The 19722-nt window shown below is 48.7% G+C and carries 17 protein-coding genes; 6 read left to right on the top strand and 11 right to left on the bottom strand.

Translation table 11 applies throughout. From position 1 onward, the window contains the following. Positions 1-28: 28 nt before the first annotated feature. The 5 genes from AC50X8_RS12915 to msrB all read right to left on the bottom strand — a co-directional run bounded on the left by AC50X8_RS12915 (position 29) and on the right by msrB (position 6936). Positions 29-1639 (bottom strand): response regulator transcription factor, encoded by a 1611-nt coding sequence (locus AC50X8_RS12915; protein WP_056030736.1) that lies wholly within the window; start codon positions 1637-1639, stop codon positions 29-31. A gap of 16 nt (positions 1640-1655) precedes the next feature. Next, positions 1656-3407: a sensor histidine kinase gene (locus tag AC50X8_RS12910; protein WP_494880009.1), complete on the bottom strand. Its 1752-nt coding sequence runs from the start codon at positions 3405-3407 to the stop codon at positions 1656-1658. 160 nt (positions 3408-3567) lie between these two features. Then, the gene (locus tag AC50X8_RS12905) at positions 3568-5094 is read right to left on the bottom strand and encodes a glycoside hydrolase family 43 protein (protein WP_494880008.1); all 1527 of its coding nucleotides are present in this window, start codon (positions 5092-5094) and stop codon (positions 3568-3570) included. 257 nt (positions 5095-5351) lie between these two features. Beyond that, complete coding sequence (locus tag AC50X8_RS12900) at positions 5352-5924, bottom strand: nitroreductase family protein (protein WP_494880210.1); 573 nt, start codon at positions 5922-5924, stop codon at positions 5352-5354. A gap of 22 nt (positions 5925-5946) precedes the next feature. Next, on the bottom strand, positions 5947-6936 hold the full coding sequence (gene msrB, locus AC50X8_RS12895; RefSeq protein WP_056030748.1) for a peptide-methionine (R)-S-oxide reductase MsrB: 990 nt from the start codon (positions 6934-6936) through the stop codon (positions 5947-5949). A 262-nt stretch (positions 6937-7198) separates the two neighbouring features. Here msrB and AC50X8_RS12890 point away from each other — a divergent pair, with 262 nt between their 5' ends. Both AC50X8_RS12890 and AC50X8_RS12885 read left to right on the top strand, forming a co-directional pair. After that, positions 7199-7627 (top strand): hypothetical protein, encoded by a 429-nt coding sequence (locus AC50X8_RS12890; RefSeq protein WP_056030751.1) that lies wholly within the window; start codon positions 7199-7201, stop codon positions 7625-7627. Then, positions 7624-8703, top strand: a complete 1080-nt coding sequence (locus AC50X8_RS12885) for a phosphodiester glycosidase family protein (RefSeq protein WP_056030754.1) — start codon at positions 7624-7626, stop codon at positions 8701-8703. Before AC50X8_RS12890 ends, AC50X8_RS12885 begins: the two co-directional genes overlap by 4 nt. Before the next feature lie 86 nt (positions 8704-8789). On the opposite strand, the gene AC50X8_RS12880 is transcribed toward AC50X8_RS12885, so the two are convergent. The 4 genes from AC50X8_RS12880 to AC50X8_RS12865 form a co-directional block, all read right to left on the bottom strand. Beyond that, on the bottom strand, positions 8790-10181 hold the full coding sequence (locus AC50X8_RS12880) for an NCS2 family permease (RefSeq protein ID WP_494858902.1): 1392 nt from the start codon (positions 10179-10181) through the stop codon (positions 8790-8792). A 294-nt stretch (positions 10182-10475) separates the two neighbouring features. Next, complete coding sequence (locus tag AC50X8_RS12875) at positions 10476-12494, bottom strand: carbohydrate-binding domain-containing protein (protein ID WP_494880007.1); 2019 nt, start codon at positions 12492-12494, stop codon at positions 10476-10478. A 28-nt stretch (positions 12495-12522) separates the two neighbouring features. After that, the gene (locus tag AC50X8_RS12870) at positions 12523-13206 is read right to left on the bottom strand and encodes a DUF4956 domain-containing protein (protein ID WP_056030766.1); all 684 of its coding nucleotides are present in this window, start codon (positions 13204-13206) and stop codon (positions 12523-12525) included. Continuing rightward, positions 13199-13942 carry a polyphosphate polymerase domain-containing protein gene (locus tag AC50X8_RS12865; protein ID WP_494880006.1) on the bottom strand — a complete coding sequence of 248 codons (744 nt, stop codon included), beginning with the start codon at positions 13940-13942 and terminating at the stop codon, positions 13199-13201. Before AC50X8_RS12865 ends, AC50X8_RS12870 begins: the two co-directional genes overlap by 8 nt. Positions 13943-14334: 392 nt before the next feature. Here AC50X8_RS12865 and AC50X8_RS12860 point away from each other — a divergent pair, with 392 nt between their 5' ends. Both AC50X8_RS12860 and AC50X8_RS12855 read left to right on the top strand, forming a co-directional pair. Continuing rightward, entirely contained in the window at positions 14335-15012 is a 678-nt protein-coding gene (locus tag AC50X8_RS12860; RefSeq protein WP_056030776.1) for a response regulator transcription factor, read from the top strand. Further along, a complete protein-coding gene (locus AC50X8_RS12855; protein WP_056030779.1) occupies positions 15012-16322 on the top strand; it encodes a sensor histidine kinase in 1311 nt (436 codons plus the stop codon). Before AC50X8_RS12860 ends, AC50X8_RS12855 begins: the two co-directional genes overlap by 1 nt. A gap of 125 nt (positions 16323-16447) precedes the next feature. On the opposite strand, the gene AC50X8_RS12850 is transcribed toward AC50X8_RS12855, so the two are convergent. After that, complete coding sequence (locus tag AC50X8_RS12850) at positions 16448-16612, bottom strand: hypothetical protein (protein WP_155972812.1); 165 nt, start codon at positions 16610-16612, stop codon at positions 16448-16450. A 222-nt stretch (positions 16613-16834) separates the two neighbouring features. Between AC50X8_RS12850 and AC50X8_RS12845 the strand changes: the two genes are divergently transcribed. Next, positions 16835-18238 carry a prolyl oligopeptidase family serine peptidase gene (locus tag AC50X8_RS12845; RefSeq protein ID WP_494880005.1) on the top strand — a complete coding sequence of 468 codons (1404 nt, stop codon included), beginning with the start codon at positions 16835-16837 and terminating at the stop codon, positions 18236-18238. A 98-nt stretch (positions 18239-18336) separates the two neighbouring features. Here AC50X8_RS12845 and AC50X8_RS12840 read toward each other — a convergent pair whose 3' ends face one another. Next, the gene (locus tag AC50X8_RS12840; RefSeq protein ID WP_494858891.1) at positions 18337-18735 is read right to left on the bottom strand and encodes a DUF6979 family protein; all 399 of its coding nucleotides are present in this window, start codon (positions 18733-18735) and stop codon (positions 18337-18339) included. Between the two features lie 197 nt (positions 18736-18932). Between AC50X8_RS12840 and AC50X8_RS12835 the strand changes: the two genes are divergently transcribed. Then, the gene (locus AC50X8_RS12835) at positions 18933-19223 is read left to right on the top strand and encodes a hypothetical protein (protein WP_494880004.1); all 291 of its coding nucleotides are present in this window, start codon (positions 18933-18935) and stop codon (positions 19221-19223) included. The last annotated feature ends 499 nt before the right edge of the window (positions 19224-19722 follow it).

The following is a 19722-nucleotide window of genomic DNA, read 5'->3' as shown; positions in this document are numbered from 1 at the left end:
ACTTTTTGGTAAGCGTTTTCCGACCATTTCAACGGCCCTGCTGCTCGAGCTCATAGTTTTGCCTGAATTCCAGCGGATTGACGCCTGCGTACTTCTTAAACATCCTTGAAAAATGCGAGAAGTTCGCATAGCCTACGTGAACCGCTATCGCGCTGACCGGCATATCCGTCTGCATCAGCAGCTCCTTCGCTACAAGCAGACGCTCATTGAGCAAATAATCGGAAATGGACAAGCCTGTTTTCTTTTTGAAAATACGCGTTAAGTAGTCTGGGTTCAAAAACACATGATTCGCCAGCTCCTCGCGCGTAATTTCCTTGTTCTGATTCAGCTTAATATAAGCAATGACCCGCTCGACTACCGTCTGAGTCTCTTCAACAGACTTCGCATAATCCGCCGCTTTGGTCACAATATGATCGATCCAGGCATACATGTCCGTCACCGAACGGCTCGCCCGGCTCGACAGCTCAATAGACTCATCATCGCCAAACAATTGATGGGCCCCAATACCCTTCAACTGGAGCATATAATACATCATTTGCAGAAAATCCTGATGAAACGTATGCAGCCGCTTCGCATCAAGCGTTCCCAGCCGAATGCACTCCTTAAGATGAGCGTCTATTGCCGCGAGCAGCTTGTCCTTGGAGCCTTCCTTCAGCAGCACGGCCCACAGGCTTAAATCGGGCAGCTTCATCTCTGGCGTCAGGCTTGATCTGCCGCTAGTATGCAAAACGATATTGCTAAGCGCAACATTGTTCTGATCGAGGCCGGCTAGCCGCCTTGCCATCGCCGACAGCTGGTAGCTAGGCACGGGCTCGCCAATGTAGCAGGAAAGATCGCAATAGAAATAGGCATTGCAAGCCGAAATAAACAAGGAGCAGGCGTCTCGCAAAGCCGCAAGCTCCGGCTCGTTATTGATCTCCATCGGCAGCAGCGCAACGAGCTTGTCTTTTTCCCATTGCACCAAATGCCCGCTAGCGCCATGGTTCAAAATCGTCTCCTCCGCCGCATTGCGCAGGGCAATTTCCATAATTTTTTCATCGCGTACCGACAGCTTTTTGCGCCAGCGCTGAACCGAGATCAGAATCGGCAAATGCCGCAAATGCTCCATATAGGGCAAATAACGCTCAGTTGCCGCCTCTTTAATCGAGATTTCATAAGCTGGAATCGTCTGGTTCAAAATGTCCAGCCAAAACCGCTCCGTCATAATCGGCTGCTGCTTAAACCAATATTGCCCGTATTCGCTGAACTGGGCGAGCTCGCTGTCCTTATTGATTTTGTCGGTCGCTTTGACAATAACCTTCTCCAGCTCCGCATAGGGAATCGGCTTGAGAATATAATCAAGGCTGCCGAGCTTCATCGCCTGCTTCGCGAATTCAAAATCGGCGTGGCAGGTCAGAAACACCGACTCCGTCTTCGGGTATTTCTCACGCACCCACCCCAGCAGCTCCAATCCGCTGCCCTGCGGCATTTCAATATCGCACAGCATCAGATCGATGGCCTGCTGATCGAATATTTCCTTCGCTTGGCGGATATTATAGGCGGTATACACTTCGCTCACTTGAAGCTTGTCCCAATCGATGGCCGATTCAATCGCCTTGACCGCATGCACTTCATCATCGACAATGAGTACCGAATACATGTAAACTCCCCCTTCGCTAGCTATGCTCCGCTTCCGCATTCATCGGCAGGATGATTTCAACAATCGCCCCTCCACCGTGAGCGTTGGCGAATGATATTTGCCCCCGGCCTTCATAGAGCAGCCGCAGCCGTTCGCAAATGTTCCAAATGCCGACCTGACCGCCTTGTTCCCTCATTAATTTTCTTCCTTCCTGAAGCTCCTTCAATACCTCTTCATCGAAGCCTTTGCCGGTGTCCTGCACGACAATTCGCATTTTGGGTTCATCGGTCGTATCCAGAAGCTCGATGCGAATATGAATATGCACCGCTTCATCCAGCGTTACGGCATATTTTACGGCATTTTCAACAAGGGACTGAATAATGAGCGGCGGCAGGCTGGCATTCATCATATAATCAGGCGCCTCGATGCTGCTTGTCAGGCTGTCCGGATAACGCAGCTCCTGAATGCGGACATAGTTGCTTACATGATCCAGCTCCTGCTTCAAGGAAACGAAGCTGAGATTGCTGCGAAACATATAGCGGAAATAGCCTACCAAACACAGCGTCAGCTCTTGAATCAGCTCATAATTGCGCACCTGGGCAAGGCTGTACATCATATTCAGAGAATTCATGAAAAAATGGGGATTGATTTGCAGCTGCAAATGCTGCAATTCCGCCTTTTGCTTGCTCAGCTGCTCCTCGTATACATCAATTCGCAGCTGCTGAATATCCGCCATCATCGTATTGAACGTTTCGTTAACTAGCTTGAACTCCTCGGCACTAGGAGCAGCCTTGATTCGGACGTCCAGATTGCCTTCACGTATCCGCTTCATCGCCGCTAAAATCCGGTTTAGCGGGATCAATATTTCCCGGCGCAGCATAAGCAGTCCAAGCGGTAAAATGATCAGCGAGCCCAGCGCGACAAAGGTGATCAGACTCCGCAAATATGGGAGATTTTCAAGTATTTTTTCATCTGGTATGACCGCAACTAGATTAAAATCCCCTCGAAGCGAAGGGGAGCCTACGACAAGAAACCGGGTTTGATCCCCGGTCATATAATAATCAGCCAAGCTATGATTGAGCTCAATACCATGTTCCTGAAACAGACTGGACGTCGTTAGCGGGATTCCATCGCTCGTCGTCAGCAGCGACTGTCCCTTTTCACCCAGATCAATCAATCCCAGCGCGCCAATTAATCGATTGGCATTTACCCAGGCACCAATATAGCTGCCGCCCGATTCCACGATATGATAAATATAATATTGATTATTCAACTGCGTAATTTTCCAATGAGCGGTATTCAGCAAGCTTCCGTTGCTGTTCTTGTCGAGCATCACCTGGTTCAAAAACCCCCGCATTCTTTCCCGTTCTCCGAAGGGCCTGCCTACTTGCGGACTAAGCATTAATTCCTTCTCCTGATCCGAATAGACGAAAAAAGCATCCATGCTTTTATAAATCGCCAGCGCTTGCGACAGCTTGTTGGACAGGCTGATTTTCGCCATATAATATTCATCCGGCTGCCTTGTCGTGCCCATTACGAGCAAATCCGGATCAACAGCGGCGATGCTGTTCACATATTGATCAACATCCTCGAGGCTCTGGTCAATCTGATCCATATACAAGGTCATCATATTCCGGTTCGAGTTGGCCACCTGATTGCGCACGACATCAATCGAATAAAAGCTGTTATACAGCAGCAATACGATGAGCGGCAATGTAAATAGTAAAACGCTGGTAATCAATCTCGTTCGGATCGAGCTCCACGATAAAATTTTCAATCGACTGTTCATCCACAAGCCCCCCGTTCTCCGCGACTATATAGATAATGAGCCAAAATTTCAATGCCATTATCATGAAACTTAGCACGCTCTAGGAAGGAAGATCAATCTTTATCGGGAAATTTGTCGAAACCTTTGTCGAAAATCGCTCCCAGCTGCCATACGCTTCCTGCTATGCCTCTATTTCATATTTGAACCAGTCGAAATACGCTGGCGCTGTACTGTTTTCTCCATTTCCCGTTGCATAAAGTCCGGCATACACCCCTGTAAAGCCGCCAGCTACCTCTTTGGATAACATGGCACATTCTCCCGTTCCTAATACATGCGTCTGCCCATCCGGTACTGAGTAGGTAAACGTATAATGGGTTTCATTTGCTGCAATGCCAAGCTCGATAAGTGAGTCGTTGTAATCCGCCGAATGCTCAATTTTCCAAAGGCTTCCGATCCGGCGGCGCAAAATCACCCGATTTTTGCCCTCCAGCCTGGCGAGTGCAATTTCATAATGGTAGCGCTCATTCATGAGCACCGTCATCCCCGCTTCCTCTCCGTCCTGCTGCGGCTGAAATGCCATTAAAGTCGACCATTTTGCCTTAAAATGCTGCTGCCTCCGGCCAACAAATGCAGGCGACTCCGTATCGTCCAGCGTATAGGCGCTGCCGTGCAGCGCCAGCCAGCCCGGACGCTCCGCAAGCGACCAGCTTGACTCGCTCGGATTCCGCAAAAAATTCCAACTGAGCGCGAGCTGCGGTTGATTGAAATCATCCAGCTCCTGCCACGCTTCCCGCTCGCAGAGCGGCAATGACGGTGACTCCAGCTCTAATGCCGCCCGGCCATGGTTGCCAATGATCGGCCAGCCGTCCGCAGTCCAAGTCACTGGCGCGCCAAACGTTTCGCGGCCCAAATGATGCGCCGCCGGGTAGCCTATCGGGCGGATGCCAAGAAACACCGCCCACCATTGCTGCTCGGAAATTTGGATAAGCTCGGCATGTCCGGTCGCCTGTATCGGGTTATCCGTGCTGCGCTGCGTCAAAATCGGATTATGCGGGCAGCTTTCAAACGGTCCAAACGGCTCCTTGCTCCTCGCCGCAGTGACCATATGCCCGTATTCGGTACCGCCTTCGGCAATGATGAGGTAGTACCACGCGCCGATTCGGTAAAGATGCGGCCCTTCAGGAAAGGAACCGCCTGTTCCTTCCCAGATCAGCTTCCGCTCGCTAAGCAGATGGCCCGACTGCAAATCCAGCTCTGCCTGGTAAATGCCCGGAAGCTCACCGCCAAACATGACGCTCGTTCCGGTAATATAGACTTTCCCATCCGTATCGAAGAGCAGCGACGGATCGATACCCGGCCAATCCTCAAGCCATACCGGCTCCGACCAAGGGCCCTCAGGGCTGTCCGCCCATACGTAAAAATTTTTGACTACCGATACATTCGTCGTAATCATATAGAAGCGCCCATTGTGATGCCTTAGTGTCGGCGCAAAAATCCCTCTGGAGCTTGGGCTTCCGTGCAGGGGTACTTGGCTTTCTCTCGTCAGGCAGTGCCCGATTTGCCGCCAGTTGACCAAATCCGTACTATGAAAAATCGGAACGCCTGGAAAATATTCAAACGAGCTCGTCACCAAGTAATAATCGTCCCCGACACGGCACACGCTCGGATCAGGATAAAAACCGCTTAATATAGGATTAGAAAATAGCATATTCAGTTCCTCCTCTGGAAGGGCAGTGACCAAGCTCTCGGTTATTCACCAGGCTGCTCATCTGTTTTTCTTCATTGTAGTCTGGCCTTCCCTCGATGTGCCGCCGCTTGGACGACCTATCACTGCCAGTTTCACGACTTTTTTATCGGCTTAAGTGTCCTGAAGCTGCTATTCCACGCCAAAAAGCCTCCCATCCCCGCATGCTAATGCGGTTCAGGAAGGCTTGGGACTTCGGCTATTAAAATCTATAATTCATTTTACCCTTCCAGCCATACCGTCTTATCGGAGACGGATGTCCGTTTCGCTTCCAATGGCTGCATATCGGGATATCCGAGATAAATAAGGGCAACAAACTGCTCCTCCGCATCAAGGCCAAATGTGTCCTTCATCAGCGGATGGTACATGGGCTCGCCTGAGCGCCAGATGGAGCCCAGTCCATTGGCATGGGCCGCGAGCAGCAGGTTTTGCACAGCGGCATGCGCGGCCGCCAGCTCTTCCGCATAGACAGCGCGCGGGTCCTCTGCCGGCGAGCATACGACGCCAATGACGACAGGGGCACGGTAGGCTTTAGAGCGCTCCTTCGCCAGGCGGTCCTCAAGAGCGGTACCTATGCCGGTCTCCAGTGAAGCCAGCGCAACGCGCGCGTAGCCTTCGCCCAGCTTGGCGCGGCCCTCTCCTGTCATGACGATAAATTTCCATGGCTGCGTATTATGGTGGCTCGGCGCCCAGCTAGCCGCCTCCAGCAGCTTTTCAATGAGACGGCGATCAATCGGGTCCTGTTTGACCCTTCCGATTGTACGTCTTCCCCTTATAGCCTCTTCCACTTGCATGTCCATTCCCCCGTTCCTCAAATTAAGCTTTCAACCAGGCCGCATACTCGCCATAGCCCTCTGCCTCAAGTTGATCCTTTGGAATAAAACGAAGAGCTGCGGAATTAATGCAGTAGCGCAAGCCATTTGGTCCAGGGCCATCATTAAAAACATGCCCCAGATGCGAATCAGCCGCCTTGCTGCGGACCTCCGTACGGATCATAAAATGGCTAATATCGCGGTGCTCCGTTACTTTCGATTCCTGAATCGGCTTCGTAAAGCTTGGCCAGCCGCAGCTTGAATCAAACTTGTCGCGCGAGCTGAACAGCGGCTCTCCCGACACGATATCCACATAGATGCCTTCTTCTTTATGATCCCAATATTCGCCAGTAAATGCCCGCTCCGTGCCGCTGTTTTGCGTCACTTCGAACTGAATAGGCGTCAGTCGCTCTTTCAGCTCTCCCAGACTCTTCTTATATTGCCAATGGTTTGCGAGGAAATCCTCACGTCCAGAGCCTTTGCGGTAAGATTTGTAGCGCTGCGGATTTGAACGGTAGAAGCCCTGATGATAATCTTCCGCCAAATAAAAAGGCTGCGCCGGTTCAATCGGCGTTACGACAGGCTTATCGAATCGGCCGCTTGCATCAAGCGCCTTCTTCGAGGCTTCCGCCTTCTCCCGTTGTTCCTCGCTATAATAAAAGATGCCGGGACGGTACGAGTTGCCGCGATCCGCGAACTGGCCAGCCAGATCGGTTGGATCGATCTGCTGCCAAAAAACATCAAGCAGCTTCTCATAGGGGAAAATCGCCGGATCAAATGTAATTTGCACCGCTTCAGTATGGCCTGTCGTCTCCGAGCAGACTTGTTCATAGGTTGGATTCGGCACATGACCGCCTGTATAGCCCGATACTACCTCGATAATGCCGGGCATCTCCTCGAATGGAGAAACCATGCACCAGAAACAGCCTCCGGCGAATATCGCCTTTTCATAGGATGGTGACTCATTCTGGGTTTCATTAAACTCAACTGACATGTCTATACAGCCTCCTTTACAGGCTTGCTGCAGCCGCTGCTGCTATACAATCGCCTGACCCTTATTATACCTCAACTGCCAGCCTCCGCAAAAGGACAACAAGACCTGCGCCCTATTCTTTGTTACAATGTAGTGACACGCGCAACAAAATGGCTTTTTTTCCGTCCAATACTATAGCCGTATAAGTCAGGTTACGATTGCAGTTCGTTCAGCCTCGTTGCAGCACACAATATGACTTTCAAAATGAGGTGAACGTTAAAATATGAGCAACTTGCAAGAAGCTGAGCTCTCCAGCCACCATGAGCCGCTGCGGCGGCGCAAACGGAGCAATCGCGCTTTTTTCGTATTCGTTATCGTCTGGATCATTCTCATTTCCGGCGGCATTATGGGCGCCAAATGGTACAGCGACAAAATCCAGCGCGACGTCGCAGCTGATCTGGAGCGCCAGACGTCCGCGCAAATCGCTGCGATGCAGCAGGACTACACGCAGCGGATGGACAAGCTGGAAGCTTCCTATAAGGAAGAGCTGGCCCAGCTCGATGCCAAGGTGGATGCCTTGAATGAGCTGTTGACCTTTACGAAGGATAATGCCGATTCCAAGACCGACAACAGCAACAAGCTGTACACCCAGCTTAATGAAGTGAAGAAGAAGCTGAACGAACTGCAAAAAAATCTGGATGTGTTGAAATGAATGTATCCGTAAAAGCACTCAATAGGACGATGCTGCTCGCGTGTACCCCTTTTCTCGGCATGCTGCTTTGGCTGCTGCTGTCGGAGGTGGCCGTTGAGCTGTCCACCACTGCTTTTCCCGTTCACGAGGCTGAAGCGCAGCGGCAAGAGCCCGCAGCCTTCACCTCGAAGACAGCGGCGGGACTGGAGCAGGCTCGTACAACAGCCGAGCAGACGGGAAAGCTGATTAAGAAGGAAATTACGCTGTATAACCGGACCAATGCGGAAATGAAGCAAATCGCCAGCACCGCAGCTGCCCAAGCCCGCATACCGCTTGAAATTTACGACCAGCTCATTACGAGCAAGCTTGGAGCACCGTCGGCTACCGTTAATACGGACAAGCTTCGCGCCCAGCTCTTCCAAATCAAGACGCAAAACTTTCAAAGCTACGCGGTGAAAATCGAGCTGAAATCAGACGATGCAATGAAAATGTCGCTCGGCGGAGACAAGTATGGCGGCGCGGAGACGACGCTCGCAGCGGTGAAGCGCCTCGGCGCGTATATCGGTATCAATGCCGGAGGCTTCGCAGACGCTCAGGGCGTTCGCTACCCGCTAAGCACGACGATGATTGACGGCGAATATGTGAATGGCTTTGAGCCATCGTTTGCCGATTTATTTTTTGTCGGCTTGAACGAGGATAACGAGCTCGTCGGCGGTAAGTTCACGAGCAAGGCGCAGCTCGATAGCCAGCACATGAAGTTTGGCGCTTCGTTCGTGCCTGTTCTGCTGCAAAATGGTGCCGCCATGCCGATTCCCGATAAGTGGAAAAATAGCCCGAAGCGCGCACCTCGCACGGTCATCGCGAACTACAAGGACAATCAGCTGCTACTTCTCGTCGCCGATGGCTATAACGAGAATGGCAGCTCCGGCGCGACGCTGGAAGAACTGCAAATTTTACTTAAGCGCTACGGCGCCGTTAATGGCTTTAATCTCGATGGCGGCGGCTCCTCGTCGCTGATCTGGAACGGCAGCGTCATTAATAGCCCTTCCGATCGCCAGCTCCGCAAGCTGCCAACGAGCTTCCTGTTTTTCAAGTAATGGCTTGTACGAATTTCTTTATCCTTATTAAACGTAAAAAAAGCGTTCAACCCTGCTGCATGAGCGGGTTGAACGCTTTTTGTTGTTTATTCGCCGCCCATGAATACGTAGCGCCCGATGACGAGCACGGCGAGTATCCACATGAGCCAGTGAATATGGTATTTTTCCTTTGCTTTGCCTGACAGGTTGGCAACCGAGGCCAATACAACGTACGATACGATACCGAACGAAATGCCGTTCGCAATATTGTACGTAAATGGCATCAAGGCGAGCGTCAAAAATGACGGAATTGCATAAACCATATCCGAAAAATCAATTTCCTTGATCGACTGCATCATCAGCACGCCGACAATAATAAGAGCCGCATTCGTAGCTGCTGGAGGCACAAGTGCAACGAGCGGCGAGAGGAACACAGCCAGCAGGAAGCAGATACCTGTCGTAACCGAGGTGAGGCCTGTACGTCCGCCCTGCGCGATACCGGAGGAGCTTTCCACAAACGCTGTCACTGTGCTCGTTCCGAGCATTGCGCCGCCGCTAACGCCGATAGCATCGACGAACATCGCTTTGCCGATGCGCTTCTTGCCTTCCACCGGATCTTTCATGTAGCCAGCGCGGTTCGCCGTGCCGACAAGCGTTCCGAAGGTATCGAACAGCTCGACGAACGTAAACGTTAGAATGACGGTCACGAGGCCAACTTCCAATACACCTGGGAAATCAAAGTGGAATAAATTCATTTTTGAAAAATCAGGCACCCATGTTTGTCCGCTCAGTTTCTCGCTGACGTTCACCTGACCGATAACAATCGCAATGGCCGTCGTGAGCAAAATTCCCCACAAAATCGCCCCAGGAATGCGAAGCACCATCATAATCCCGATAATGAATAGCGCCACAACCGTGAGTGCTACCGTACCATTGTGCAGGCTGCCAAGGTGAATAACCGTCTCCGAGCCCGATACGTCGGTATAAGCGCCCTGCTTAATGTCCGTGAAGCTGGATACGGCAATCGTCATAATGCCGCTGCCCTTCAGGCCGATAATCGCGATAAACAAGCCGATACCGACAGTAATCGCATGCTTAAGGCTGTCTGGTACGGCTGTAATCAGCATTTGCCTGATTTGAGTGACGGTCAATATAATAAAAATAATACCCGAAATAAAAACCGCTGTAAGTCCCATCGCGATGGAAATCGGTTTTCCAGTCGCCTGTGAAGAAATAACCGTAGCTGCAAAATACGCATTAAGCCCCATTCCGGGCGCGAGAGCTACGGGAAAATTAACGAACAGCCCCATGGCAATCGTGAAAATACCTGCTGACAGTGCCGTCGCCAAAAATACGGCTCCCCAGTCAAATCCGGCTGGTGTGAGCACAATCGGATTAACAGCCAGTATGTACGCCATGGTCATGAAGGTCGTCAGTCCTGCCATAATCTCCGTACGAATGTTCGTACCATGCTCTTTCAAGCGAAAAAATCGTTCCATCGCTATTCACTAGCCTCCTAAAGTCAAATTATACTGCGCACTGATGCATCTATTTTTAGAAACTCATTTTAATCAATTGCTTCCTTGTTTGTCAATGATTTAAAACGAACATTTACAATAAGCGCTCTTTAATCATTCGGTTTTGATTGCGAATTTTCTGATAACGGCCTTAATTCCGTCCCTTTAATCGCAACCTTCCGAAAATGAAAGCGTTTGATGAAAATGCGAATAACGGAAAAAAATGCCCCTTCGGATAAGATGTCCGAAAGGGCATTTTTTTATCTATTTCCGTTATTATCGGCCTCCGCCTTGAGGTCTTCCGCCTCCACCTCCACCACCGCCGAAGCCGCCTCCGCTGCTGGCAGTCGTTACGCCGGATTCATTCAACCAAGTTACGATGCTTGATACTTCGAAATCGGTCACTTTCGTTCCACCTGTATAGGTACCATCAATATACATGCCATCTGTATTACTGCCGGTCGAGCTTCCACCTGTGTAGAGGGTGTAGGAACCGCCTTGCGCAAGCTCCGGTGAGCTAATCACTACAGATTGATAGTTTTTCGATGGTGCAAAGGTCATAATCGTGTTGCCGTCGCTATCTTGAAGATGGACTAACGTACCTGCCTGCTGAGCTTGGGAGAACGTCATCGCGATTGTGGCTTGACTGGAATCATCAGCTGTGGCCTGAAGCATGCCTGAGCTTCCTGCTGCCACAAGCGTTCCTCCGCTAATGTCAAAGCTGCCGTCGTAATCCAATGAACCATTGCCGTTGCCCGTTGGTCCATTCACAATAACCGTGCCGCCCGTCATCGTAATCGAGCCGTTCGAGTCCAGTCCATCGCCTGCTGCATCCACAGTCACATATCCACCGCTAATGGTAAGCAGGTTGCTGGAGGATGCGCTGAACTGATCTGCTCGGCCTCCTGCCGCCTCGCTCGTCTCATCACTGCCGCCTGCTACATTGATGCCGTCATCGGAAGCAACGACATGCGTCTCGCCGCCGGAGATCGTAATGTTTGCTCCTTCAATGCCTTCGTAACTTTTCGTGATGTTAATGCTGCCTCCGGCAATCGTTGTCAGTGCGTCAGCATGGATGCCGTCATCACCAGTCGCGATTTCCATTTCGCCGCCTGTTACCGTCACATTGCTGTTGCTGTGCAAGGCATCATCTGCGGAATCAACCGTAAAGGTACCGCCGTTGACCGTCATATCTCCGCCTGCCTTCAGCCCTTTAGCACTCGTTGATTCGGTTTCTGTCGTTTCCGTAGTTGCTGTCGCCGCTGCGCCTTGGGATGTGCCGGTTGCTGAAGTGGCATTCATACCGCCTCTTTGCATGCCCATGCCGCCTGGTCCTTCCTCCTGCTTCACTTCACCGTTCACGCTGCCTCCCCCTGTTACCAGATTGAAGGTGCCGCCATCCACAATCAGCGCCGTTTCAGCTTGAATGCCGTCATTGCCCGCTTCAATGGTGAACGTTCCACCTGCAATGGCGATAAATCCACGGCCCTCATCGGTGTCATTGGTCGATTTAATGCCGTCTCCTTCGGCTTTAATCGTTACCGTGCCCTCCTCAATAGCAACCATATCCTTACCGACAATACCGTCATCCGCAGCCGTAATATCGATGGTTCCAGATACGATTTTCAAATCGTCTTTGCTTGTAATTCCATCATTGTAGCTTGCGACTACCGTCAGCTTGCCTGTGCCATTAATCGTCAGATCCGCTTTGCTGAAAATAGCTGCGCTTGGCTCATCCGTAGCAGCATCCGCGAATACGTAGGTTTCACCATCGGAGATCGTGTTTTCCGTACCTTCTTGCAGCGTAATGACTACATTGCCCGCTTCCTTGATGTAGATTCCAGCGCTGTCGTTATCATGAATGTTAGCTCCATTAAGCACGAGATGAACGTCCCCATCATCCTGTACATCCACGACAACTTGCCCGTCGCTCAGCGTTCCGCTTAGAACGTAGGTGCCGGCTGCCGAAATCGTTACGGTGCTGCCCGAAGCTTTTGCACCTGAGCCGGTAACCGCTGCGCTTGTTCCGTTCAGCTTAATGGCCGTCGACGTCTCGGCACTCCAATCCACCGCCTTGTCCGCCTCATCGAACGTTACTACATCCGATACGGCAACGCTTGCTGGCGCGGCAGCAATGGTCTCGCCGCTTTGTGAACTCGCCGCAGCTGCTGCGGTAGTGGCTGTTGTAGTAACCGCTGCTGTTGTTGATGCTTGCGATGAAGTACTGCAGGCCGATAATACGACCGAGCAAATGAGCAAAACACCTAGCATCTCGCGAAATTTATTCTTTTTCATATGAATCATCCTCTCGGGTTTGGTTTGCTTAAAAATCATACGTGGTAGGGCTCATCGTTAATGAAATGTCCAGATTGCCGTTTCTGCAGCGAATCGCATCGAGGAATTCCTTTTGATTCGTCTGCTCATCAATGGTCACGGTGTAAACCAGCTCGTATAAGCTGCCTAGCTCAGTCGTCCGAATCTTGTTAAGCGCGTAACCCACTTTGAATTGGGCAAAAACTTCAGCAAATGCTTCTTCATACCCCAGATTTTCCGGGATTGTTACTTTCAGTACTTTTTGCAGCGTCTTTCTTACGCCAAATTTAACGCGGTTAAGGATAACCATGAGTACACAAAGGATAATCGTGAACAAGATCGCGTAACCGAACGAGCCAACTCCGCAGGCAAGCCCTGCTGCCATGGTGAACAATACAAAGGTGATATCTTTAGGATCGCCCGGCGCGCTTCTGAACCGGATAATCGAGAACGCTCCTGCAAGGCTGAACGCTCTAGCGATATTGCTGCCGATAAGCAAAATGATAATGGCCACGATGACGGGCAGCAGCACCATTGTCAGTGTAAAGCTTTGCGAGTAGCCATTCGGATTCGTTTTCATATAGGTGTAGCTGATCATTCCGCCAAGAACAAGGGATAACAAAATCGTGATAACGGCTGAGCTAAAGGTCAAATCCGTTGTCGTGAGCGTTGTGGAAAAAAGAGAATCAAGCATAAAGGACACTCTCCATTTCTAGCTTGCTGTTTTTCAGCATTTTTTTGTATTCATTGCCGTATTTCGAAAAGCTTGTGCGATACATCTGATGCTCGGACAGCATTCTCGACAGCCACATTGGGATCGTCTTCTCTGCCTTCACTTCCATGAGCCATTGTCCAGGCTCCAGCAGCGGTTCGCCATAATTGCCGCTCTCAAGCCTCAGATCATATCGCCGGCAATTAATATTCGTATCGAAGGTAATGCGGAGGTCGCGATTCTCTTTGCTGAACAGCGCCTTGCGGTCATAGCCCAGATACACTTTAGGCTGCAATTCATATTGCTGAAGAAAATATGTAATTTCCTGCAGCACCTGCTTGTTCATGTACCCCTGCAGCTCTGGCTGAAGTCCCGTACGGACAAATTCATAGGCTTCGTTCAGCTTCAGTCCCGTTCTTCTTTTGTTAACGAGCCCGAACACCTTTTTCTTAATTTCCAGATAAACCTTCGCATCCTCCTTAGGAGTGCCGTAAGCTCTCAGGCGAAGCTTTTCCTTATACTTCGGCTTGGACAGGCTGTTGCGAATCAAGGCATCATGCTCGGTGTCATAATACAAGTTGGTGATGGAGTAAAATTCATGCTGCTTGTTGTAATCATCCAGTTCCATGTATTCCAGCAGTTGAAGGTAAAAATTGCGGTAGGCAACACTATCGAGCAAATATTTGTTCTCGTATCGATTGAAAACCTCAATGGCCATATCGTTCAAATCCTCTCTATTTGGTCTCGCATGTTATTCGCTTGGCGATCTGGTTCGTTGTTTGCGCCCTGTTCTCGCTTGCTATATTCGTATCTTAGTCCCCAAACCTTTAACGAAACTTAAATGAATTTACAAAATTTTAATTTTAAAAAAAGTGGTGCGAATGGGGCTTCACTTCATGAAAAGATCGGCTTCCGATCGCCATTCCCCTTTCCGCTGCAAACATTAAGGTTGACTAAAGGTAATCCTGATATAATGGCCTTATTAAAAATATAGGAAAGGATATCATTTCGTTATCCTATCTCTATATTTCTCGGAATGAAACGCGCCGAGCCGGACGGCGACAGCCGTTTCAACTTGATACACAACCTATATATAAAGGATGACTGGCCATGAGAATTTTAATTGTAGAAGATGAGCTTCATTTAGCTGAAGCTTTAAGCCAAATATTAAAGAAGCATAATTACTCCGTTGATGCGGTCCATGATGGCGTTTCCGGGCTCGATTATGCGCGGAGCGGCATTTATGATTTGCTGCTGCTTGATATTATGATGCCTGAAATGGACGGAATCAGCGTATTGACGCAGCTTCGTAAAGAGGGCGTATCCACCCCCGTCATTCTGCTGACCGCAAAAGGGGAAATTACCGATATGGTGGCTGGACTTGATCATGGGGCGGATGACTATATCGCCAAGCCGTTTTCATCCGAGGAGCTGCTTGCCCGAATACGGGCTGCACTAAGACGCAAAGGCGAGGTGCTGCCGGAGGATGCCTTAAAGTTCGGGGATATCGAATTAAACACGTCGAATTTGAAGCTTTCCGTTAAAGATAAAGAAATCAAGCTCAATTTAAAGGAAAGTGCTCTACTCGAGCTGCTGATCGTCAGGAAGCAGGCGATTACCTCCAAGGAGTTGATTATTGAGAAGCTTTGGGGCTTTGATTCAGAAGCGGAGCACAACAATGTGGAGGTTTATATCTCTTTTTTACGGAAAAAGTTTACGTTCCTGCATTCGTCCGTACGCATTAACACGATTCGAAACGTAGGGTATGTATTAGAGGTGACTGCCTAATGTTCACGAAGCTCAGAAATCGGTTCCTGATCGTGAATTTGGTCATCATTTCGGTAGTCATGCTGATCGCCTTCGCTTCCATTTACGTCATTACGTACCGGAATGTGCAGGCAGATATTAATGATGAGATTCACCGGGTAGCCGATTTTTATCAGAAGCCCTCTGGCGGTTCTGATGCTTCCCCCTCCGGCAGACACAAGGGCGAATCTCCTTCTGCACCTCTAGATAACGGGGCAATAGATAAAGGTTCTATGGATAGCGGGCCTATGGATAATGGGGATTCACGTCCAGAGCGTTCAGTTGCTTTTTCGCTGAAAACAGATGCCGAGTGGAACATTACAAGCACGACCTCTCCATTCGAAATGGACAGTGAATTTTATGCAGCTGCGGTGCAGGAGGCTTCGACGGTCACTAAAAATACCGGACAGTTCAGCTTGGATGGGAGCCACTGGGCTTTTCTCAAGCAGCAGACGAATGAAGGCTATAATCTGGTTTTCCTTGACGTCACTGCCCAGCAAGATATTTTGACCAATTTAATTTATACGTTTTCTGTCGTTGGGCTCGCGATGCTGATCATCTTGTTTTTCACCAGCCGTTTCTTCGCCAATCAGTCGATCAGACCCGTGAGAGAAGCGTTCGATAAACAAAAGCAATTTATTGCCGATGCTTCGCATGAAATGAAAACACCGCTTACGATCATTAACACCAATACGGATGTGCTGCTCTCCAACAGTGAAGATACCATTCACAACCAGGCGAAGTGGCTGCATTACATCAAATCAGAAACAGAAAGAATGACGAAGCTGACCAATGACCTGCTGTATTTAACGGAAATGGATGATGCCCGAACAAGCATGATCTACAGCAAGTTCAATATGAGTGATGCGGTTGAAAATATTATTTTAACGATGGAGGCTGTTATCTTTGAGAAAAATGTGTCTCTGGACTACGACATTGAACCCGATTTAATGGTGCAGGGCAGCAGTGAGCAGATTAAGCAAGTCGTTATGATTTTGCTGGACAATGCTGTCAAATATACGAGTGCCAAAGGAACGGTCACCATGTCGCTCCAGAAGCAGCAGAACGATATTGTGCTGGCGGTCACCAACACCGGTGAAGGAATTGCCGCCGAGCATCTGACCCGCATTTTTGACCGGTTTTATCGTACCGATTCCTCCCGGGCGCGCAAGCAAGGCGGTTACGGCCTTGGTCTGGCGATTGCGAAGTCCATTATCGACCAGCATAAAGGGAAAATTTACGCGAAAAGCACAGTAGGCGAGTCTACAAGCTTTTATGTTCATCTTTCTTGAGCGGTTAGGCGGGGTTAGCAGCAAGTTGCTCCTCCGCCCTGCTCCATCTGGAAAAGCGTACAAAAAAGACTGATGAGCATTCATCAGTCTTTTTTGGCTATTTGCAATCGTTAAGGTATGCTCGACTATTTGGAAGCAGGGTTGTCCGCTCCATCTGGTTGTGCGCTCGCGATTGAACTTTGGTTGCCTTGTAGTCGATTCAAGTTGTCCGCTGCTGCTGCGTTTGACGCCAATGTGCTGCTGAACATAATACTGATCATCAGCATGCTTGCTGCTAATGTCTTTTTCATAGTGGTAGCCTCTCATTTCTGTCCCATATGGATGTGAACAATATTAATTATAGACATGCAACCTTAAATGGATATGAATTTTCGGACAATTTTTATGAATCCTTTCAAATAGGCTGGCTCGTAAAAGAATGGGTCGCGCTTAGTCCTTAAATCATATTGTCATTTTATGGTTGAGGTGATACGCTTACTTACAGCAGGCTATTGAACTGGAGGAGAATGATGATGAAGATGAATAAAGGGTTATTTTCCAGCCTTCTTGTTTTGGCGGTTACTTCAACCCATTTTGCATTTACAAATGTAAGCGCAAACAATTCAAGCTCCGAATCTAAGCAGCCCTCGTACTCCTTAGTTGTGAAAGGCTTTGACTGGGGTCCCAGCGTGCATAAAATCGTCTTGAACACAGGAAGCACCATTCAAGGAAATTCGCTGGCTAAAGACAGCTTCAAAATTTTAGTAGAGCGAAATTATCCCATGTTTAACTTCGATACCCAAAGCTCCTATGAAGGCTTCGATAGCGGCAGCAGAAGCATAAATAGCACCTACCTTTCAGACGAGGAAGGCAACAAGCTAGACCAGCAAACAGGCCAATACATTACGATTGAGATGAGCGTCCACCCTGATCTGGCTACAGCAAGCACGTTTAACTTTGATCTGCAGACCTTTACGAATCAATATGTAGACCTTCAATATACGATTATTCAGCAGAAGGTGCTCAAGGACGCCGCTGGTAATGTAATCAACGATTTGACGACAACGCAGGAGACCCCGTATACGGTTATCGAGCAATCCGTTGACAAATTTGATCTAACAGGAAAATTCGATTATAAAGACGCTAAATATGGCGACATTGCGCTTACCTATGCATCTTATTTGCCTGACACCGATGGGAAGAAGCTCCCGCTGATCATCTGGCTGCACGGGGCTGGAGAAGGGGGAACCGATCCCCGAATTGCTCTTTTGGGCAACCGGGTAACGGCGTTAGCTGAAGACGCTGTACAGAAATTTTTTGGCGATGCGGCTGTTCTCGTACCACAAACCCCTACCTTCTGGATGAATAACGGCACTGGGCAATATACGCAAGATGGCAGCAGCATGTATACGAACGCCTTGACGGCTTTAATCAAACAATATGTCAAAGACAATAAAGCGAATATTGATCCGAAGCGAATATATATTGGCGGCTGTTCAAACGGCGGCTTTATGTCCCTTAAAATGCTTCTTGAGAATCCTAATTATTTTGCAGCTGCTTATCCGGCGGCAGAGGCCTATTTTGATACTTGGCTAACCAATAAAGATATCGCCAAGCTTAAAAATATCCCTATCTGGTTTACGGCCGCCGGAGCGGATCAAACCGTGAATACTGCAAATAACACAACGCCAACTTATAAGAGGCTTATTGCTGCAGGTGCGCCTAATGTCCATTATTCTTATTTTGACACTGTGCTCGATTTGAGCGGCCAGTATGTCAAAGGCAAAGGAGATAACAGTCCTTATGAATATAATGGGCACTGGTCCTGGATTTATGTACTGAACAATGAAGTGTCGAGCGACTATAATGGCAAGCCTGTAAAGGTTGAAGGCAAAGCCGTCACCCTTATGGAATGGCTGGCAAAGCAATCAAAATGATGGTGGTTAAATCATAGTTAGACAGTTTCTTAAGGTGCGAATGCGTTAAGGATTTTATGACGTTACGTATTCGCACCTAGGAAAATCTGCATACCCCTTTACTCCTCTACAATTAACTTGCTGTTCCATAATGCGAGTACAACATCCATTTGTGAATTGTGCTGTTTCTGAACCCCATTCAAAACTTCCCGCCATAATGCAGACTTATCCTCAATCAGTTCAGGCTTGCTCCTTAATATTTGAACAGCACGAACAGCATATTGCTTATTTAACTGCGGCCCATCAGTAAACGTATATTTACCTTTATGAATACCATTCACTAGCCCCTCCTCACACAAGCCAAGAAAGGAATTTTTAGGACATCCTTTTTTCTGTTGAGAAGTACCTTCGCCAAATACATTGGTAGCAGCTGAATTCCAGGCTGTTATGGGCTTCACATTATTGTCATCTAAAATAAGCCGCGCAGCATGAACAGCCACAACTCCATACTTGTTCATCTTTACCACCCTTTCTCTCTCATCAAATAAATTCCAAAAATGTATTCCTCTTAAGTTGCTTACTAGCTATAATAGCTATAATGCTTGTAGACATGCTAACATAATCCAATACAATATAGACATCGTAATGGCTCGAGGCTGCTAGGGAAATCGAGACTGATTCGAAATATGACTATGCTCTAAAAGGATGGTTGGGTGTGAAAAAATATACGGTTATTATCGTTCTATTCCTACTTGTAGCAGCTGCTTTAACAGTACCTAGCAAGCAGCAATACGCTGAGTGGCTGAAAGGGCACATTAAAGAGAAAAACAATAGTTTAATTATCAATTTGGGTGTGGACCTGCTTGGCACAACGATTATTGAGAAAGTAACAACTTGCCAAAGCTATGTCGTTTTAAGTGTGTGCACCACCAAAATTAGTGGACCCGAAAAAATCAAAGCAGCGGGGATATTCAACCATTTTATCCCTTTGCAATTTCCTAAGTAAGCTCATCATAGAGCAAAAAATAATAATAAACTCCCTTCAGTTTGCTGTATAGCGCACAGAAGGGAGTTTTTTGTTCCAGATGGTTTATTACTTAGGATATATATGCAAATGTGAACGAGCCAGATGCTAATTGAATTTCACGTCAAACGCGCTTCAGCTCCTGCCTTAAAATGTCCTCGCTTATGAATTCCTCGAATATGAATTTGAACGCACATAACGAAAGGCGTCTTCGTGCAATGACTTGGCGGACACAGCCGCAGCTATTTCAACCAGAACAGAGGAGACGGCATAGGTTGCGGACTCAGAAGACGCTAATGCGCTGCTATTAGTTAGTTTGACGGGATAATGTGAGCTATAACGGCTTTCCTGCTCTTCTGTCAATAGAGTAGACACGCCCATTATGCTATTTTTTCGTAATAAAGCTGTTCGAAACGCAAGGGTGACATGTAGCCAAGCGTGCTGTTTGAACGTTTTCGGTTATAAAAGAACTCCAGATACC

Source organism: Paenibacillus sp. JT22N15 (genome assembly GCF_059383755.1).
The sequence above is the reverse complement of the archived record's forward strand: the minus strand, read 5'-3'. Positions and strand labels throughout refer to the sequence as shown.

Bases quoted from the DNA above. Each gene is read 5' to 3' on its own strand.
- AC50X8_RS12900 (WP_494880210.1), bottom strand. From the start codon at position 5,924: ATGCAAGTGGAAGAGGCTATAAGGGGAAGACGTACAATCGGAAGGGTC.
- AC50X8_RS12910 (WP_494880009.1), bottom strand. From the start codon at position 3,407: ATGAACAGTCGATTGAAAATTTTATCGTGGAGCTCGATCCGAACGAGA.
- AC50X8_RS12870 (WP_056030766.1), bottom strand. From the start codon at position 13,206: ATGCTTGATTCTCTTTTTTCCACAACGCTCACGACAACGGATTTGACC.
- AC50X8_RS12905 (WP_494880008.1), bottom strand. From the start codon at position 5,094: ATGCTATTTTCTAATCCTATATTAAGCGGTTTTTATCCTGATCCGAGC.
- AC50X8_RS12880 (WP_494858902.1), bottom strand. From the start codon at position 10,181: ATGGAACGATTTTTTCGCTTGAAAGAGCATGGTACGAACATTCGTACG.
- AC50X8_RS12915 (WP_056030736.1), bottom strand. From the start codon at position 1,639: ATGTATTCGGTACTCATTGTCGATGATGAAGTGCATGCGGTCAAGGCG.
- AC50X8_RS12865 (WP_494880006.1), bottom strand. From the start codon at position 13,942: ATGGCCATTGAGGTTTTCAATCGATACGAGAACAAATATTTGCTCGAT.
- AC50X8_RS12855 (WP_056030779.1), top strand. From the start codon at position 15,012: ATGTTCACGAAGCTCAGAAATCGGTTCCTGATCGTGAATTTGGTCATC.
- AC50X8_RS12850 (WP_155972812.1), bottom strand. From the start codon at position 16,612: ATGAAAAAGACATTAGCAGCAAGCATGCTGATGATCAGTATTATGTTC.
- AC50X8_RS12860 (WP_056030776.1), top strand. From the start codon at position 14,335: ATGAGAATTTTAATTGTAGAAGATGAGCTTCATTTAGCTGAAGCTTTA.
- msrB (WP_056030748.1), bottom strand. From the start codon at position 6,936: ATGTCAGTTGAGTTTAATGAAACCCAGAATGAGTCACCATCCTATGAA.
- AC50X8_RS12885 (WP_056030754.1), top strand. From the start codon at position 7,624: ATGAATGTATCCGTAAAAGCACTCAATAGGACGATGCTGCTCGCGTGT.
- AC50X8_RS12840 (WP_494858891.1), bottom strand. From the start codon at position 18,735: ATGAACAAGTATGGAGTTGTGGCTGTTCATGCTGCGCGGCTTATTTTA.
- AC50X8_RS12890 (WP_056030751.1), top strand. From the start codon at position 7,199: ATGAGCAACTTGCAAGAAGCTGAGCTCTCCAGCCACCATGAGCCGCTG.
- AC50X8_RS12875 (WP_494880007.1), bottom strand. From the start codon at position 12,494: ATGAAAAAGAATAAATTTCGCGAGATGCTAGGTGTTTTGCTCATTTGC.
- AC50X8_RS12845 (WP_494880005.1), top strand. From the start codon at position 16,835: ATGAAGATGAATAAAGGGTTATTTTCCAGCCTTCTTGTTTTGGCGGTT.